Origin of the sequence: Acidovorax sp. LjRoot66 (assembly GCF_964253305.1) — a bacterium.
GTDB lineage: Bacteria > Pseudomonadota > Gammaproteobacteria > Burkholderiales > Burkholderiaceae_C > Acidovorax.
On the sequence record NZ_CAXUQU020000001.1, the window covers coordinates 6,471,388 to 6,489,056 of the forward strand.

Here is a 17,669-nt window from a genome sequence, read left to right on the forward strand (position 1 = left end):
ACATGTCCTGTCACAGCATCGGGTTATGCCGGTTCGCAAACGGGGCGCTTCTGTTTAGAGTGACCAGATAATTCAAGGAGACAACCATGAACACCACATGGAAACAATGGGGGACCGCAACCGTCCTCGCTGCGGCGCTGTGCGGCATGGGCCATGCCCAGCTCCTGATCGGGCAGACGGCAGGCTACTCGGGCCAGGTGGCGGCGGGCGTGAAAGAAACCTCGGACGGCGCGAAGCTGTTCATTGATGCCGTCAACGCCAAGGGGGGCGTCAACGGGCAGAAGATCGAGCTGGTCTCGATGGACGACAAGTTCGACCCCAAGCTGGCCGCCGAGAACGCCCGCGTGCTGATCGAGGACAAGAACGTGCTGGCCATGTTCCTCACGCGCGGCACGCCCCATACCGAGGCCATGATTCCGCTGCTGGACAAGCACGGCGTCGTGCTGGTCGGCCCCTCGACGGGGGCCATGGTGCTGCACCAGCCGGTGCGCAAGAACATCTTCAATGTGCGTGCCACCTACCAGCGCGAGGCCGAAAAGGCCATGACCCACCTGGCCTCCATGGGGATCACCCGCATCGCGGTGATGTACGCCGACGACAGCTTTGGCGCCGACGGCGTGACGGGTGCCCAGAAAGGCCTGGCAGCCAGCAAGCTGACCGCCGTGGTACTGGAAAAATTCGACCGCGCCAAGCCGGACTTTGCCCCGATTGCCGCCAAGGTCGCCAAGGCCCAGGCGCAGGCCGTGCTGATGGTTGCCTCGGGTTCGGCCGTGGTGGATGCCGGCACCGCGCTGCGCGCCGCGGGCTCGGGTGCGCAGATCGTGACCCTGTCCAACAACGCCTCGGGCGGCTTCATCAAGAGCCTGGGGCCCAATGCACGCGGCGTGATCGTGACCCAGGTGTACCCCAACGAGCGCGCCGTCACTTACGGCATGGTCAAGGAGGCGCAGGAACTGGCCAAGGCCAAGGGGGTGGGCGACATCAGCCCGGCCATGCTCGAAGGCTTTGCCGCCGCCAAGGTGCTGGTCGAGGGCCTCAAGCGCGCCGGCCCCAAACCCACGCGCGAGAAGATCCAGGCAGCACTGGAGGGCATCCGCAAGTTCGACCTCGGGGGTCTGGAGCTGAGCTACAGCCCCGACGACCACACGGGTCTGGACTTTGCCGACCTGTCCATCATCGGCACGGACGGCAAGTTCCGCCGCTGAGCCCCGGTCTTGTGGACGGGGTGGCACCCGCCGGCCATTTTGGCTACCATTTGTCACACCTTCACCCTACACTGCCACGCACCTCCGTCAGGGTCCTCATGAAGAATGTTGCCGCCGCCATCCACCCCTTCACGGCCAGCGCCGTCTTTGCCCTGCTGGCCATGGGGGGCGCGGCGCATGCGCAGATCCTGATCGGCCAGACGGTGGGCGTGACCGGCTCGGCCGCGGCCACCGTGCAGGAGTCCATGAAAGGCGCGGCACTTTATATCGACCACATCAACGCACGCGGTGGTGTGGCAGGGCAGAAGGTCGAGGTCATCACGCTCGATGACAAGTTCGACCCCAAGCTGACGCTGGAGAACACCCGCACGCTGATCGAGCAGAAGGGGGTGATCGGCCTCTTCATGACGCGCGGCACGCCCCACACCCAGGGCATCGTGCCGGTGCTGGAGCAGCACGGCGTGCCGCTCATCGGCCCATCCACCGGCGCCATGGTGCTGCACAAGCCGGTGCTCAAGTACGTTTTCAACGTGCGCGCCACCTACCAGCGCGAGGTGGAAAAAGCCATCACCCACCTGAACACCCTGGGCATCCGGAAGATTGGTGTGGTGCACGTGGACGACACCTTCGGAGCCGACGGGCTGGCAGGCGCCCAGGCCGGCTTCAAGGCCAACGGCATCGAGGCCCTGTTCATCGAGAAGTTCGACCGCGCCAAGCCCGACTACTCCGCCATCGCGCCGCGCGTGGAGCAAAAGCAGCCCCAGGCCGTGGTCTTCGTCGGCACCGGTGCCGCCGTGGTGGACGGTATCAAGGCGCTGCGCGCTGCGGGCGTCACCGGGCAGATCGTGACGCTGTCGAACAACGCCTCGGGTGGTTTCGTGAAGGCCCTGGGCGAAAGCGCGCGCGGCGTGGTGGTGACGCAGGTCTTCCCCTCCGAGCGCTCGGTGAACTACGCACTGATCAAGGAGGCCATGGACCTGGCCAAGGCCGGCGGCGTGAGCGAACTGACGCCCGCCATGGTGGAAGGCTTCGTGAGCGCCAAGGTGCTGGTGGAAGGCCTCAAACGCGCCGGTCCCAAGCCCGATCGCGCCAAGCTGCACGCGGGCCTGGAAGGCATCCGCAACTGGGACATGGGCGGGCTCACCCTCTCCTACAGCAGCACCGACCATTCAGGCCTGGACTTCTCCGACCTCTCCATCATCGGCACCGACGGCCGGTTTAAACGGTAGCGGGGACTGCACGGCCATCAGTCCAGCGGGCATCTCCGACTGGCATCGGGCCGCAGCACAGGCCCACGGCTTGTGAAACTGGTGCCGCCCAAGCCAGTGCCCCCGTGCAAGGGCCGCCCCGCCGCACCGGGGGCGTCCCCCTCCCGGCTCGCGCAGCGAGCCGAGAGAGGGGTGAAGGCGCGCAGCGCCTCAGGGGGTGCTTTTTTCAATGCGCTGCGCTGGCCCCCGAGGCAGGCGCGGCGGGCACATGCAGGGAGTCGCCGCCATGCTGCTCACCGCCCATGTCCACCTTGTCACCCGCCTTCATGATGACGAACAGCGACAGGGCCGCAAACAGCACGAATCCGACAACGATCTTCCACATGGCTCATATCTCCTGGGTTTTTTAAGGGGGTTGCTTGAATGCTTGTTCAACAAAAGGGCCTCGCAGCGCCGCATGGTGCGTGCGAGGCCCTTTTCTGGAACACAGTGCCCGCCCCGGGGGAGGCGGGCACTGGTCGCAGTTGCCGTAATCGTCAGTCGTTGGCGTAGATGTCCACGTCCTTGGTCTCGCGGATGAACAGCGTGCCGATCACCAGGGTCATGCCCGCGATGATGATGGGGTACCACAGGCCGTTGTACATGTTGCCGGTCTGGGCCACGATGGCGAAGGCCGTGGTGGGCAGCAGGCCGCCGAACCAGCCGTTGCCGATGTGGTAGGGCAGACTCATCGAGGTGTAGCGGATGCGGGTCGGGAACATTTCCACCAGCATGGCGGCAATGGGGCCGTACACCATGGTCACCAGCAGCACCAGCCAGAACAGCAGCACCACCGTCAGAACCTTGTTGGTCTTGGCAGGGTCGGCCTTGGTTGGGTACCCGGCCAGCTTCAGGTCTTCGGATACTTCCTTCTTGAAGGCCGCGATGGACTTGGCAGAGGCTTCGTCGAACTTCAGGTTCACCACGGTGCCGGTAGGCGCCTCGACGGTCTTGGTGCCGATCTTGATGACGGCGGGCGAGCCAGCAGGGCCTGCCACGTTGTCGTAGCTCACCGAGTTCTGCACGAGGTAGCGCTTGGCGATGTCGCAGGAAGTGCGGAAATCGATCTCACGGGCCACCGGGTTGCCCTGGAAGGAGCACGAGGCTGGGTCGGCTGTCACCACCACGCCGGCCGTGGCCTGGGCCTTGGCCAGGTCAGGGTTGGCGGCTTCGGTCAGCGCCTTGAACACGGGGAAGTAGGTGACCACGGCCAGCAGGCAGCCGGCCATGATGATGGGCTTGCGGCCGATCTTGTCCGACAGCGTACCGAACACCACGAAGAAGGGCGTGCCCAGCAGCAGAGCGGCGGCGATCAGCAGGTTGGCCGTGGTGTTGTCCACCTTCAGCTGCTGCGTCAGGAAGAACAGTGCGTAGAACTGGCCCGAGTACCAGACCACGGCCTGGCCGGCGGTCAGGCCCACCAGCGCCAGGATCACGATCTTCAGGTTCTTCCACTGGCCGAACGACTCGGCCAGGGGGGCCTTGGAGGTCTTGCCCTCGGCCTTCATCTTCTGGAAGGCTGGCGATTCCGACAGCGACAGGCGGATCCACACCGAGATGCCCAGGAGCAGGATGGACACCAGGAACGGAACGCGCCAGCCCCAGTCAGAGAACACCGCCTCACCCAGGCTCAGGCGCACGCCCAGGATCACCAGCAGGCTCAGGAACAGGCCCAGCGTTGCCGTGGTCTGGATCCAGGAGGTGTAGGCACCGCGCTTGCCGTGCGGGGCATGCTCGGCCACGTAGGTGGCGGCACCGCCGTACTCACCGCCCAGCGCCAGTCCCTGCAGCATGCGCAGCGCGATCAGGATGATGGGAGCGGCCACGCCAATGGTGGCATAGCTCGGGAGCAGGCCGACGATGAAGGTCGACAGGCCCATGATCAGGATGGTGACCAGGAAGGTGTACTTGCGCCCGATCATGTCGCCCAGGCGGCCGAACACGATGGCGCCGAAAGGCCGCACCAGGAAACCCGCCGCGAAGGCCAGCAGCGCGAAGATGAAGGCTGCGCCCGCATCCAGACCGCTGAAGAACTGCTTGGCAATGATGGCTGCGAGCGAGCCGTACAGATAAAAGTCGTACCACTCGAAAACGGTGCCGAGCGACGAAGCGAAGATGACCTTCTTCTCTTCGGCGGACATCGGCCGCGGTGCGGGATGGGTTGCCATGGTTTGTCTCCTGTGTGATGTATTCAGACCGCCCTCTGGTGCGGCTGCCCACATTCTTGGAGATTGCACTGACCCCCCTCTGACGCGAAACCAACAGGGCCTTTCACCAAACTGACCGCGCTCTGACAACTTAAGGTGAAACCCTTGCGCCCGCTTTCAGCATGCGAGAAGGCGAGGACGGAGGGCGGTGTTTACCCCGACAGGCTGACAGGCAGGCTGTCAGGAAGCGCCGGCCAGCCCACCGTCATCAGCCCTTGGTCGCGAGACCCGAAGGGAGCGCCGCAACACCATCCCAGTCCGACCCCTCAAACCACGCATCGCCAACGAGGTAGGCGCGCAGCATCGGCAGGCCGTCGAGCCCCCAGAACAGCTTGCCATCGACCTCGAAGGCGGGCACGCCGAACACCCCGGCAGCCTGGGCGGTCGCGGTGTTGGCACGCAGCAGCGCCTTGGGGCCCTCGCTCGCAATGTCCTGGCCGGGCCGCAGCTGCTCGGCCAATGCGGCGGCCAGATCAGCCATGCGCGCCGGGTCCAGCGCGTCCTGCCCGCCGTGCCAGACATGGCGCAGCACGGTGCCAGCCACGTAGCGGTTGATGGTGCCGTCGTCGCTGCAGGCCAGCGCCTGGCGCAGCAGCGGCAGCGGGTTGAAGGGGTGGCGCGCCGGCATCTGCAGGCCGATGCCGTGTGCATGGCCGAGCCAGGTCACATGGCGGTAGGTCCATTCGCGCTTGGGCGCGATGCCGGCCGGGCCCGGGTTGGCGTGCTGCGCCAGCAGGGCACCGAGCAGCACCGGTTGGTAGGCCACGCTGTAGCTCAGCCCCTCCAGCACCTGGGGCAGGCGCTCGAAGGCCAGCCAGGCATAGGGCGAAATGAAGTCCAGGTAGAACGTGATGCGTTTCATGGCGATACCTTCTTGGCGTCAAACGGAGCGATGCCCGCGCGCAGCAGCAATTGCGCCCAGATGGTGCGGCGCACGGAACTGTCGGCGCCGCCCCAGATGCGGATCTCGTCCAGCGTGCGAAAGCAGCCCTCGCAGTGGCTGCGGTCGGGTGACATGCGGCACACCGAGATGCAGGGCGAGGGCATGGGCTCCTGGCTGCGGGCATCGAAATGCCCGGCTGCGCCGATCTGGCGGGCGTGGTTGTCCAGCAGCTCGACCGGGGTCATGCTGCGGCGGGTGGCACAGGTGGTGCGGGCTCCTGCACCACGTCCACCACCGGCGCGCCGGTCAGGCGCGCGAGGTCGTTCGGGTGTAGCGGGAACACGCTGTGTGGATGCCCGGCCGCAGCCCACACCACGTCAAAGCGCAGCAGATCGCGGTCGATCAGCGTGACGGGCGGCGTGGCATGCGCCAGCGGCGACACGCCGCCGATGGAAAAGCCGGTGCGTGCCTTGACGAACTCGGCATCGGCCCGGCCGACCTTGCCGACGTGGGCCTCGACCTTCTTCTCGTCCACGCGCCGGTCGCCCGAGGTCACCACCAGCACCGCCACGTCGTCGCTCTTGCGCCGAAAGATGATGCTTTTGGCCACCTGGCCGACGAGGATGCCCAGGGCATCGGCCGCCTGCTGCGCCGTGCGCGCCGCATCGTCGAGCATCTGCGGCATGTGCGGATGGCCCTGCGCCTGCAGCGCTGCTGCCACCCGTTGCACGCCTTCCGGCAAGTTCTTCAGTTCCGCTCCGCACATATCCAAGGTTCCCGCACTGGTCATGGTGGGGCGGCACGGTGCCGCCCGCTGGTCCCCCATTGTCGGGCCTTCCAGGCCCCGGCGGTCAGCCCGCCCGCTTGGTCAGCAAGGCATTGGCCGCGCGCGAGTTGGGCTTGCGGTTCAAAAAGTTGCTGATGTAGGCACCCGCATCGATGAGCTTGTCGAGGTCGATGCCGGTGTCGATGCCCATGCCGTGCAGCATGTAGACCACGTCTTCGGTGGCCACGTTACCGGTGGCGCCCTTGGCATAGGGGCAGCCCCCCAGGCCCGCGACGGAAGTGTCGTACTGCCAGACGCCCATCTCCAGCGTGGCCAGGGTGTTGGCCAGGGCCTGGCCGTAGGTGTCGTGGAAATGGCCCGAGACATCGTCGATGCCGTAGTGCTGCAAGGTGGCCTCCATGGCCCGCTGCACCTTGCGTGGCGTGCCCACGCCGATGGTGTCGGCCACGCCCACATGCTGCACGCCGATGCCCTTCATGAGGCCGGCCAGGTAGGCCACGCGCTCGGGCGCGATCTCGCCCTCGTAGGGGCAGCCCACCGTGCAGCTCATGGCGCCGCGCACATGGATGCCGGCCGCGCGCGCGGCCTCGACCACGGGGGCAAAGCGCTCGATGCTCTCGGCAATGGAACAGTTGATGTTCTTCTGGCTGAAGGCCTCGCTGGCCGAACCGAAGACCACGATTTCGTCGGGACGGTCGATCACCGCGGCTTCATAGCCCTTGAGGTTGGGCGTGAGTACCGAGTAGACAATGCCCGCCTGGCGCGCGATGCCGTCCATGACCTCGTGGTTGTCCGCCATCTGCGGCACCCACTTGGGCGAGACATAGCTGGTGACCTCGATGTTCTTGAGGCCCGCCTCCTGCAGGCGGTGCACCAGGCCGATCTTGATTTCGGCCGGTACGGGGGATTTCTCGTTCTGCAGGCCGTCGCGCGGACCCACATCGACGAGTTTGACTTTGGCAGGAATGCTCATGGGGAAGTCTCCGAGGGAATAGTGGTTTTCAGGATGCGGGAGCAGCCATGACCGGCTTGGGCCGCAGGCGCAACAACAGCCCGCCCACGGCCGTGGCGACCAGGCCTGCCAGCAGCATGGCAATGCCGATGAAGCTTTTGATCCAGCGGGAGCTGCTGATCTCGGCCTGCAGCGGGTCCTTGGCGGGGTAGCGCACCGTGACGGCTTCGCCGATGGCGTGCTCTGCCTGCAGCCGCCGCAGCACCGGATCGGTCACGTGCAGGGTGCGACCGTCGTGGGCCGTGAACTCCACCACGCTCTTGCTGCCTTGGCCCAGGCGCCCTTGCGTGCCCACGGTGCCCGGCACCAGGGCCACCACCCGGCCCTGGGCCGAGCGCATGTCGCCCACCAGATTCAGGCTCACGGCCAGCAGCCAGGCAGCGCCCAGCGCAGACAGCGCACCCGGCAACAACAGGAACCAGCCGAGCAGGCCCAAGAACGGGCAGAGAAAGGAAGTGGCCATGGCGTGGTTGCCCGTGCGTCGGTGCCCTGCGAACCTCAGTATCCGCGCCCCGGATCCACGATCCCGGCCACAGCCTCGCCGCGCTGCAGCGCCGCCATCTTGCCCGCAATCTGCGCAATGCTCTCCTCGCGCAGCGTGCGCGCCGAGGTGTGCGGCGTGGCCACGATACGCGGGTGGTTCCAGAACGCATGGCCGACGGGCAGGGGCTCCTGGCGGAACACGTCCAGCGTGGCGCCGGCCACATGTCCGCTGTCGATCAGGGCCAGCAGGTCCTCTTCCACCAGGTGCGCGCCGCGCGCCACGTTGACCACATAGGCACCGGGCTGCAGGCGCGAGAGGGTCTCGCGGTTCATGACGTCCTGTGTATCGGGCGTGAGCGGCAGCAGGTTGACCAGCACCCGGCTGGCAGCGAGGAAATCGTTGAACCCCTCGGCACCGCTGAACCCGCGCACGCCCTCGATGGCCTTGGGCGAGCGGCTCCAGCCGTTGACCGGAAAGTCGAACTGCCCCAGCGCCCGCGCCACGCGCTCGCCCAGCACGCCGAGCCCCATCACACCGACCGGGAACTCGCTGCGCAGGCGCGGCTTGCGGTAGCCCCAGCGGCCGGCCTGCATGTCGGCCTCGTAGGCGTCGAACTCGCGGAAGTGGCGGATGACGGCGTGGCACACGTACTCGGCCATCTGCACGGCCATGCCGGCGTCATCGAGACGCACCACGCGCACGCCGGGCGGCAGGCGCAGCTTGAGCAGGGCATCCACGCCCGCGCCGATGTTGAAAAGCGCCTTCAGGGCCTGCTGCTCGTCCATGAACTGCTGGGGCGGCGCCCAGACCACGGCGTAGTCGGCCTGGGGTGCGCCCGGTTGCCAGACGGAGATGGAGGCATCGGGCAGGGCCGCCTGCAGGCCTTGCAGCCAAGGCTCGGGCTTGGTATCGGTACAGCAAAAAGTGATGTTCATGGGCCGTAAGCGTACCGCGCCTGCAGGGGGTCAGGCAGCCACTGCCGCCAGCTTGAGCAGCTCGGCCCCTTCGGCCACCTGGTCGCCAGGCGCATAGAGCAGCTCCTGCACCACGCCATCCACCGGGGCGGCAATAGTGTGCTCCATTTTCATCGCCTCCATCACGGCCAGGGCCTGGCCCTTGGCGACCTTGTCGCCGGCCTTGACGGCGAACGACACCACCTTGCCGGGCATGGGGGCCGTGAGGCGCCCGCCCTCGGCCGCCGCTTCGCCGGAATGGGCCAGCAGGTCGATGGCCACGATCTGCGTGGCACCCACGGGCGTGAACACATGGTCCACCTCGCCCTGGGCGTACACGGCGGCGCGCGTGCGCTGGCCGGCGAACTGCAGGTCGATGGCATCGCCCGTGGTGGCAAACACCAGCGGCTCGGCCACCTGGGCATCGCCCTCGCCCACGGCCAGGTGCAGGCTGCCGCCGCGCTCGTAGGTAAGCCAGGCTTTCACATGCTCGCCGCCAAACTCGAACTCGAAGCGGCGCTGCACCACGCCATGCGTATGGAAGCCATCGCGGCGGCTGAACGGGTCCACGCCCTCGGCGGCGCGCTCGCGCAGCAGGGTCTGCGCCACGGCGCTGGCGGCGGCCAGCGGCAGGCCCACGTCCTCTCTCTTGAACAGCACGGCCTGCTCGCGCGGGATCAGCGCGGTGTCAAGTTGTGCCTGGGCGAACGAATCGGTGCGTGCCACGCGCCGCAGGAACTGCACATTGGTGGCCAGCCCCACGATGTGCGTCTGGGCCAGGGCCTCGTCCAGGCGGGCCAGGGCCTGCTCGCGCGTGTCGCCATGCACGATGAGCTTGGCCACCATGGAGTCGTAGAACGGGCTGATGGCATCGCCCTGGCGCACGCCCGAGTCCACGCGCACCGTGCCGCGCTCGAAGGCCACGTGGGACGGCAGGCCGTACACGTGCAGCGTGCCCGTGGCGGGCAGGAAGTTGTTGTCGGGGTTCTCTGCGCAGATGCGCGCCTCGATGGCGTGGCCGGTGATGCGCAGCTGGTCCTGCGCCAGCGGCAGCGGCTCGCCCGAGGCCACGCGCAGCTGCCACTCCACCAGGTCCTGGCCGGTGATGGCCTCGGTCACGGGGTGCTCCACCTGCAGGCGGGTGTTCATCTCCATGAAGAAGAAGTTCATGCTGCCGTCGGCGCGCTGCTCGACGATGAACTCCACCGTGCCGGCGCCGACGTAGTTCACCGCGCGGGCGGCGGCCACGGCGGCGTTGCCCATTTCCTGGCGCATGGCCTCGGTCATGCCCGGGGCCGGTGCTTCCTCCAGCACCTTCTGGTGGCGGCGCTGCACCGAGCAGTCGCGCTCGAACAGGTAGACGTAGTTGCCCTGGGTGTCGCCAAACACCTGGATCTCGATGTGGCGCGGGCGCTGCACGTACTTTTCGATCAGCACCGCATCGTCGCCGAAGCTGTTGATGGCCTCTCGCTGACACGAGGCCAGGGCATCGGCGAACTCGGCCGCCGAATCCACCGCGCGCATGCCCTTGCCGCCGCCACCGGCGCTGGCCTTGATGAGCACCGGGTAGCCGATGCGGTCGGCCTCGCGCTGCAGCAGGGCCGGGTCCTGGTCGGCACCGTGGTAGCCGGGCACCAGCGGCACGCCGGCCTTCTCCATGAGCTGCTTGGACTCTGCCTTGAGCCCCATGGCCTGGATCGCCGAAGGAGGCGGGCCGATGAACACCAGGCCCGCGTCGGCGCAGGCCTGGGCGAATTCCTCGTTCTCGCTCAGAAAACCGTAGCCGGGGTGCACGGCCTGCGCACCCGTGGCCTTGGCGGCGGCGATGATGCGCTGCCACTGCAGGTAGCTCTCCTTGGGAGCACTGCCGCCGATGTGCACGGCCTCGTCGCACACGGCCACATGCTTGGCACCGGCGTCTGCATCGGAGTACACGGCCACGGTCTTCACCCCCATGCGGCGGGCGGTGGCAGCGACTCGGCAGGCGATCTCGCCGCGGTTGGCAATAAGAATCTTGTTAAACATAGGGTTTCAAACCGCCTTAGCGGGCGCCGAAAGAAGAGAAGACAAGCGCCGCAGCACGGCGCGCAGAAACTTGAAGAGCACCACCAGCAGCAGCACCGAGACCACCAGCATCACCACCAGCACCACACCGAAGGTCACCGGGTACTGCGTGGCGAGCCAGACCACGCCCACCACCAGCCCGTCCTCAAGAAAGGACAGGCCCCAGTTGGAGAACGGTTCGGGCGAGGTGTTGGCCGCAGCGCGCGCCGTCATCTTGGTGGCCAGGGATGTGGCGGCCAGCGAGCCCCCCATCAGCCCGCCCACCAGCCCCATGGTGGCGCTGTCAGCGCCGAACACGCCGGCCGCCAGCAGCGCCCCGGCAGGCACCCGGATGAAGGCGTGCACGGCATCCCAGAGGCTGTCGAACCAGGGCACCTTGTCGGCAAAGAACTCCACCACCAGCATGCAACCGCTGACCGCCAGCACCATCGGGCTTTGCAGCACCGCCAGGCCCGGCGGCAGCGGCAGCCAGCCGGCCCAGCCCATGGCGCCGACCATGAACACCACGGCGTACAGGCGCACGCCGCTGGCCCAGCCCAAAGCCGCCGCCAGGGCCAGCAGGCCGGGCATGTCGAGCTGCTGGGTGGCGCGCGCGACGCCCCCGGCGACGTCGCGGGCCGTGCCCGCGTCCACGTGCAGGCCGATGGTGTGCAGCCACTGAACGATGCTGAGCCAGAGTGCGTCCATGGGGATTTCCTGTCAGAGGATCACACGGCCAGCCAGGCGGGCTTGCGCTTTTGCAGGAAGGATTGCACGCCCTCGCGGCCTTCCTCGCTGGCGCGGATGTCGGCGATGCCCTGCACCGTGGCGTCGATCAGCTGTGCGTCGATTTCGCGCTCGGCCACATCAATCACCAGCTTCTTGCAGGCGCGCACGGCCGCCGGGCTGGCGCTGGTCAGCGCCTTGAGCAGTTCGTTGACCTTGGCGTCCAGCGCCTCCATGCCCGGGTCGGCCACCACCACCTCGTGCACGAAGCCGATGCGCAGGGCCTCGGCCGCGCTGAAGCGCTCGGCCGTGAGGAAGTAGCGGTGCGCCGCGCGCGCACCCATGGCGCGGATCACGTAAGGACTGATGGTCGCAGGGATCAGGCCCAGCTTCACCTCGCTCAGGCAAAAGCCCGCTGTATCCACCACCACCGCCATGTCGCAGGCGGCCACCAGGCCCACGCCACCTGCGTACACATCGCCCTGCACACGCGCGATGGTGGGTTTGGGGCACTCGTAGATCACGCGCAGCATCTCGGCCAGCTTGCCCGCGTCGGCCACGTTCTCGTCGCGCGTGTAGTCGGCCATGCGGCGCATCCAGTTGAGGTTGGCGCCCGCGCAGAAGGCCGGGCCCTCGGCCGCCAGCACCACGGCGCGCACGTCGGCGCGTGCGCCCACTTCGGTGAAGGCGGCAGTGATCTCGGCGATGACTTCGTCGCTGAAGGCGTTGCGGATCTCGGGCTGGGTGAGCGTGATGCGCGCCACGGCGCCCTCGTAGGCAATGGTCAGGTTGGGATTGCTCATGCTGGACCGTCCTTACATGCGGAACAAACCGAATTTCGTGTCTTCGATGGGCGCGTTGCGTGTCGCAGCCAGGCCCAGCGCCAGCACGCGGCGCGTGTCGGCCGGGTCGATCACGCCGTCGTCCCACAGGCGCGCAGTGGCGTAGTAGGGGTGGCCCTGGTCTTCGTACTGGCGGCGGATGGGAGCCTTGAAGGCTTCTTCCTCCTCGGCGCTCCACTGGCCGCCCTTGCCCTCGATGCCATCGCGCTTGACGGTGGCCAGCACGCCGGCGGCCTGATCGCCGCCCATGACGCTGATGCGCGCGTTGGGCCACATCCACAGAAAGCGCGGGCTGTAGGCGCGGCCGCACATGCCGTAGTTGCCGGCGCCGAAGCTGCCGCCGATGATGATGGTGAACTTGGGCACGGCGGCCGTGGCCACGGCCGTGACCATCTTCGCGCCGTTGCGCGCGATGCCTTCGTTCTCGTACTTGCGCCCGACCATGAAGCCGGTGATGTTCTGCAGGAACACCAGCGGGATCTTGCGCTGGCAGCACAGCTCGATGAAGTGCGCGCCCTTGAGGGCCGACTCGCTGAACAAAATGCCGTTGTTGGCGATGATGCCCACGGCCATGCCCTCGATGCGCGCGAAGCCCGTGACCAGCGTGGTGCCATAGCGCGCCTTGAACTCGTCGAACTCGCTGCCATCGACGATGCGGGCGATGATCTCGCGCACGTCAAAGGGCTTGCGCGTGTCCACCGGGATCACGCCGTAGAGTTCTTCACCGGCAAACTTCGGCGGCAGCGGCGCGCTGTCCGCCGGCGCTGCGGCCTTGGCCTTGTTGAGGTTGCGCACCGCATTGCGCGCCAGCTGCAGCGCATGCAGGTCGTTCTGCGCCAGGTGGTCGGCCACGCCCGACAGGCGCGTGTGCACGTCGCCGCCGCCCAGGTCCTCGGCCGTGACCACCTCGCCCGTGGCAGCCTTCACCAGCGGCGGGCCGCCCAGGAAGATGGTGCCCTGGTTCTTGACGATGATGGACTCATCGCTCATGGCCGGCACATAGGCGCCGCCGGCCGTGCAGCTGCCCATGACCACGGCGATCTGCGAGATGCCCTGGGCGCTCATGTTGGCCTGGTTGAAGAAGATGCGGCCGAAGTGGTCGCGGTCGGGGAAGACCTCGTCCTGGTTGGGCAGGTTGGCGCCGCCCGAGTCCACCAGGTAGATGCAGGTCAGGTGGTTCTGCTGCGCCACTTCCTGCGCGCGCAGGTGCTTCTTGACGGTGAGCGGGTAGTAGGTGCCGCCCTTCACCGTGGCGTCGTTGCACACCACCATGCAGTCCACGCCGCTCACGCGGCCGATGCCGGCGATCAGGCCGGCGCTGGGCGCATCGTTGTTGTACATGTTGAGCGCGGCCAGGGGTGCCAGCTCCAGGAAGGGCGTGCCCGGGTCCAGCAGCATCTGCACGCGCTCGCGCGGCAGCAGCTTGCCGCGCGCCGTGTGCTTGGCGCGGGCGGCCTCGCCGCCGCCCTGGGCCACCTTGTCGAGGTGGCCGCGCAGGTCATCGACCAGGGTGCGCATGGCGGCCGCGTTGGCCAGGAAGTCGGCCGAGCGGGCGTTCAGTTGGGTGTCTAGGATGGTCATGCAGCGGATCTTTCAAGCAGTCTTTTCTTCGGCCAGCCCCAGCTGGTCCTTCATTTCGTCGCGGATCTTGAATTTCTGGATCTTGCCCGTGACCGTCATCGGAAAGCCCGTGACGAAGCGGATGTAGCGCGGCACCTTGTAGTGCGCGATCTGGCCTTTGCAGAAGGCGCGCACGGCCTCCTCGGTCAGCTCCTGGCCGGGCTTGACCACGATCCAGGCACACAGCTCCTCGCCGTACTTCGCGTCGGGCACGCCCACCACCTGCACGTCCTGCACCTGTGGGTGGCGGTAGAGAAACTCCTCGATCTCGCGCGGGTAGATGTTCTCGCCGCCGCGGATCACCATGTCCTTGATGCGGCCGACGATGTTCACGTAGCCCTCGGCATCCATGGTGGCCAGGTCGCCGGTGTGCATCCAGCCCTCGGCGTCAATGGCCTCGCGGGTCTTGGCCTCGTCGCCCCAGTAGCCGTGCATCACCGAATAGCCGCGCGTGCACAGCTCGCCGCGCTCGCCCACGGGCACGACTTCGCCCGTATCGGGATTCACTATCTTCACCTCCAGGTGCGGCTGCACCTGGCCCACGGTGGAGACGCGCTTTTCCAGTGCCGTCTCGGTGCTGCTCTGGCAGCTCACGGGGCTGGTCTCGGTCATGCCGTAGGCAATGGTGATCTCGGACAGGTGCATCTGCTCGACCACGCGCTTCATCACCTCGGTCGGGCAGGGTGAGCCGGCCATGATGCCGGTGCGCAGAGTGGACAGGTCGAACTCGGCAAAGCGCGGGTGGTCCAGCTCGGCAATGAACATGGTGGGCACGCCGTGCAGGCCGGTGCAACGCTCGTCCTGCACGGTCTGCAGCACGGTGAGCGGATCGAACCCGTCGTTGGGGTAGACGATGGTCGCGCCGTGCGTGAAGCAGGCCAGGTTGCCCAGCACCATGCCGAAGCAGTGGTACAGCGGCACGGGGATGCACAGCCGGTCTTCAGGGGTGAGGCGCATGCACTCGCCGATGAAGAAGCCGTTGTTCAGGATGTTGCGGTGCGTGAGCGTGGCACCCTTGGGGAAACCCGTGGTGCCGCTGGTGAACTGGATGTTGATGGGGTCGGTGGCCTGGAGGCCGGCGGCCACCTCGGCCACGCGCACATCGGCCACACCGCCGCGCGCCAGCAGGTCCGAAAAGCGCAGCAGGCCCGGCTCGTCGGCGCCCTGCCCGGCCTCGTCGATCCACACCACGGTGTTCAAGTGCGGCAGGTTCACCGCGCCCAGGCGGCCCGGCTCCTGGCGCTGCCACTCGGGCGCCAGTTCGCGCAGCATGCCCAGGTAGTCGCTGGTCTTGAAGCGCGCCATGCTCACCAGCAACCGGCAGCCGACCTTGTTGAGCGCGTACTCCACCTCGGAGGTGCGGTAAGCCGGGTTGATGTTCACCAGCACCAGGCCCACCTGCGCCGTGGCCAACTGCATCAGCACCCACTCGGCATTGTTGTGCGACCAGATGCCCACACGGTCGCCCGGCACCAAGCCCAGGCCCAGCAGGGCGCTGGCCAAGCGCCGCGCCTCGGCCTGCAGGCTGCGGTAGGTGTAGCGCAGCTGCTGGTGCACGCTGACCAGCGCCTCGCGCTCGGGCTGGCGGGCCACCATGGCATCGAAGAAATCGCCCAGCGTCTGCTCGATCAGCGGCACGTCGGTGGCGCCACGGGCCAGGCTGGTGACCAGTGGGGTGGTGGCGGAAGGCATGGCTGCACCCATTGTCTTGTCTCCTTGCGTATCGCTTGCCCGCGCGGCATGGGCAATGTCACCCCAAGCATAGAAGCCCACCGCGGCCCGTGGTGGACACAAAGGTTGCAAATCGTGCCACGACTCATGCACACTGTACCCCGTGAAATCCCCTGCCCCCGTCGCCTCCAGCGGGCTTCCCGCCCCCAAGGCCGCCCCTGCGGCCACCCCGATTGCCTTTGTGCAGGCGATTGCACTCGCTTACAGGCGCCGCGGCATGAGCCCCGCCTGGGCGCTGGCCCAGGCACAGATTGCGCCCGGCCTGCTGTTCGACGAAGGCGCCCGCATCACCGCCTGGCAGATGGAGGAGATCTCGGGCGCAGCCATGCGCGAGCTCGACGACGAGGCCCTGGGCTGGTTCGGCCGGCGCCTGCCCTGGGGCAGCTACGGCATGCTGGCACGCGCCTCCATCAGCTCGCCCGACCTGCGCGTGGCGCTCAAGCGCTGGTGCCGCCACCATGGTCTGCTGGCGGACGACATCACCCTGCGCCTCACGCAAGCCGACACCACATCCACACTCTCCATCGAGGAGAACCGCGACCTGGGCTCCCTGCGCGAGTTCTGCCTGGTCTCGGTGCTGCGCAACGCACTGGGCCTGGGCTGCTGGATGGTGGACTCGCGCGTGCCGCTGCTGGCGGCCGAGTTCGCCTTTGCCGCGCCGCCGCATGCCGAGGCGTATGGCGTGCTGTTCCCCGGGGGACCGGTGCGCTTCAGCGCCCCGCAGACCGCCATCCACTTCGACGCCCGCTACCTCAGCCTGCCCCTGCGGCGCGACGAGGCCGCGCTGCGCCAGATGCTGCAGCATGCGCTGCCGCTCACGGTGCTGCAGTACCGGCGCGACCGGCTACTGGTAGCCCGCGTGCGCCAGTTGCTGGGAGCCCCCGTGCAGGGCCACCCAGGCCAGGCACTGGCCTCGCACAGCGCCGAATCGCTGGCGCACCTGCTGCACGTATCACCGCGCACGCTGCACCGCCAGCTCAAGGAGGAAGGCGCCACCCTGCAGGGCCTCAAGGACGAGGTGCGCCAGAACCGCGCCATGGAAATTCTGCACCGCAGCGACCGGCCCATCAAGCAGGTGGCCGAGGCGGCGGGTTTCGTCAACGAGAAAAGCTTCATCCGCGCCTTCAAGGGATGGACCGGGCATTCGCCGGCCGAGTACCGCCGCCTGGCCCGGACGGCGGCATGATCTGCAACCGCACTGGCAGCGTGGGGAACCCTGCGGCCATGGCCGCGCACTACACTGAACCCCAATGCCGATGATCCACCTGTACCACTGCGTCAGCGCACGCTCGTTCCGTCCCCTGTGGATGCTCGAGGAGCTGCAGCTGCCGTACTCGCTGCACATGCTGCCCTTTCCTCCACGGCTGAAGGCGCGCAGCTTCCTGGAGCTCAACCCCCTGGGCACCGTGCCCCTGTTCGTGCAGGACGCCGTGCGCATGACCGAATCGGCCGCCATCTGCCAGTACCTGGCTGCCGCTCACCCCGATGCCGGGCTGGACGTGCGTGCCGTGGACCCGGCCTACGGTGCCTACCTCAACTGGCTGCACATGGGCGAGGCGACGCTGACCTTTCCCCAGACCCTGGTGCTGCGCTACGGTCGCTTCGAGCCCAAGGCACGCCAGCAGCCCCAGGTGGTCGAGGACTACCGCCGCTGGTTCCTGGCCCGCCTGCGCGCGGTGGAAACCGCCCTCGCCCATGGCGAGTACCTTTGCGCCGGCCGCTTCACCGCCGCCGATGTCTCGGTGGGCTATGCGCTGCTGCTGGCCGAGCACCTGGGCCTGTCGCCCGAGTTCGGCGAGCGCACGCTGATGTACTGGCACCGCCTGCAGCAGCGCCCCGGCTACCAGCGCGCCATGGCGGCGCAGCTCGAAGCGGCAGAGGAGCAGGACGTGCCGACCACACCCGCTCCGGACACAAGACCCTGAGTCA

Annotated in this window: 17 protein-coding genes; 4 read left to right on the plus strand and 13 right to left on the minus strand. The window is 67.6% G+C overall.

All coding sequences use genetic code 11. The annotated features are described in order from the left end of the window. The first annotated feature begins 86 nt into the window (after positions 1 to 86). Positions 87 to 1,205 carry an ABC transporter substrate-binding protein gene (locus tag ACSQ3Y_RS30290; RefSeq protein WP_436179856.1) on the plus strand — a complete coding sequence of 373 codons (1,119 nt, stop codon included), beginning with the start codon at positions 87 to 89 and terminating at the stop codon, positions 1,203 to 1,205. A gap of 161 nt (positions 1,206 to 1,366) precedes the next feature. Beyond that, positions 1,367 to 2,434, plus strand: a complete 1,068-nt coding sequence (locus ACSQ3Y_RS30295; protein WP_436180192.1) for an ABC transporter substrate-binding protein — start codon at positions 1,367 to 1,369, stop codon at positions 2,432 to 2,434. Positions 2,435 to 2,639: 205 nt separating this feature from the next. On the opposite strand, the gene ACSQ3Y_RS30300 is transcribed toward ACSQ3Y_RS30295, so the two are convergent. The 13 genes from ACSQ3Y_RS30300 to ACSQ3Y_RS30360 form a co-directional block, all read right to left on the minus strand. Beyond that, complete coding sequence (locus ACSQ3Y_RS30300; RefSeq protein ID WP_007858372.1) at positions 2,640 to 2,798, minus strand: hypothetical protein; 159 nt, start codon at positions 2,796 to 2,798, stop codon at positions 2,640 to 2,642. A 151-nt stretch (positions 2,799 to 2,949) separates the two neighbouring features. After that, positions 2,950 to 4,620, minus strand: coding sequence for an MFS transporter (locus ACSQ3Y_RS30305; RefSeq protein WP_436179857.1), 1,671 nt, complete (start codon positions 4,618 to 4,620; stop codon positions 2,950 to 2,952). A 247-nt stretch (positions 4,621 to 4,867) separates the two neighbouring features. Continuing rightward, positions 4,868 to 5,521 carry a 2-hydroxychromene-2-carboxylate isomerase gene (locus ACSQ3Y_RS30310; protein ID WP_436179858.1) on the minus strand — a complete coding sequence of 218 codons (654 nt, stop codon included), beginning with the start codon at positions 5,519 to 5,521 and terminating at the stop codon, positions 4,868 to 4,870. Beyond that, complete coding sequence (locus ACSQ3Y_RS30315; protein ID WP_436179859.1) at positions 5,518 to 5,787, minus strand: DUF1289 domain-containing protein; 270 nt, start codon at positions 5,785 to 5,787, stop codon at positions 5,518 to 5,520. The genes ACSQ3Y_RS30310 and ACSQ3Y_RS30315 overlap by 4 nt, the downstream gene beginning before the upstream one ends. Then, positions 5,784 to 6,308, minus strand: coding sequence for a YbaK/EbsC family protein (locus ACSQ3Y_RS30320; RefSeq protein WP_436180193.1), 525 nt, complete (start codon positions 6,306 to 6,308; stop codon positions 5,784 to 5,786). Before ACSQ3Y_RS30320 ends, ACSQ3Y_RS30315 begins: the two co-directional genes overlap by 4 nt. Before the next feature lie 85 nt (positions 6,309 to 6,393). Further along, entirely contained in the window at positions 6,394 to 7,302 is a 909-nt protein-coding gene (locus ACSQ3Y_RS30325; protein ID WP_436179860.1) for a hydroxymethylglutaryl-CoA lyase, read from the minus strand. Positions 7,303 to 7,330: 28 nt separating this feature from the next. Next, the gene (locus ACSQ3Y_RS30330; RefSeq protein WP_436179861.1) at positions 7,331 to 7,804 is read right to left on the minus strand and encodes a DUF3592 domain-containing protein; all 474 of its coding nucleotides are present in this window, start codon (positions 7,802 to 7,804) and stop codon (positions 7,331 to 7,333) included. Positions 7,805 to 7,839: 35 nt separating this feature from the next. Further along, complete coding sequence (locus tag ACSQ3Y_RS30335; protein WP_436179862.1) at positions 7,840 to 8,760, minus strand: 2-hydroxyacid dehydrogenase; 921 nt, start codon at positions 8,758 to 8,760, stop codon at positions 7,840 to 7,842. Positions 8,761 to 8,790: 30 nt separating this feature from the next. Then, positions 8,791 to 10,803, minus strand: a complete 2,013-nt coding sequence (locus ACSQ3Y_RS30340; protein WP_436179863.1) for an acetyl/propionyl/methylcrotonyl-CoA carboxylase subunit alpha — start codon at positions 10,801 to 10,803, stop codon at positions 8,791 to 8,793. A gap of 6 nt (positions 10,804 to 10,809) precedes the next feature. Beyond that, on the minus strand, positions 10,810 to 11,529 hold the full coding sequence (locus ACSQ3Y_RS30345; protein WP_436179864.1) for a DUF4126 domain-containing protein: 720 nt from the start codon (positions 11,527 to 11,529) through the stop codon (positions 10,810 to 10,812). A gap of 20 nt (positions 11,530 to 11,549) precedes the next feature. Continuing rightward, positions 11,550 to 12,350 (minus strand): enoyl-CoA hydratase/isomerase family protein, encoded by an 801-nt coding sequence (locus ACSQ3Y_RS30350; RefSeq protein ID WP_436179865.1) that lies wholly within the window; start codon positions 12,348 to 12,350, stop codon positions 11,550 to 11,552. A gap of 12 nt (positions 12,351 to 12,362) precedes the next feature. Continuing rightward, positions 12,363 to 13,970 (minus strand): carboxyl transferase domain-containing protein, encoded by a 1,608-nt coding sequence (locus tag ACSQ3Y_RS30355; protein WP_057269151.1) that lies wholly within the window; start codon positions 13,968 to 13,970, stop codon positions 12,363 to 12,365. A gap of 12 nt (positions 13,971 to 13,982) precedes the next feature. Further along, positions 13,983 to 15,713 carry an AMP-binding protein gene (locus ACSQ3Y_RS30360; protein ID WP_436179866.1) on the minus strand — a complete coding sequence of 577 codons (1,731 nt, stop codon included), beginning with the start codon at positions 15,711 to 15,713 and terminating at the stop codon, positions 13,983 to 13,985. A 130-nt stretch (positions 15,714 to 15,843) separates the two neighbouring features. Here ACSQ3Y_RS30360 and ACSQ3Y_RS30365 point away from each other — a divergent pair, with 130 nt between their 5' ends. Together ACSQ3Y_RS30365 and ACSQ3Y_RS30370 are read left to right on the plus strand one after the other, a co-directional pair. Beyond that, positions 15,844 to 16,926, plus strand: coding sequence for an AraC family transcriptional regulator (locus tag ACSQ3Y_RS30365; protein ID WP_436179867.1), 1,083 nt, complete (start codon positions 15,844 to 15,846; stop codon positions 16,924 to 16,926). 70 nt (positions 16,927 to 16,996) lie between these two features. After that, complete coding sequence (locus ACSQ3Y_RS30370; protein WP_057201557.1) at positions 16,997 to 17,665, plus strand: glutathione S-transferase family protein; 669 nt, start codon at positions 16,997 to 16,999, stop codon at positions 17,663 to 17,665. Positions 17,666 to 17,669 lie beyond the last annotated feature (4 nt).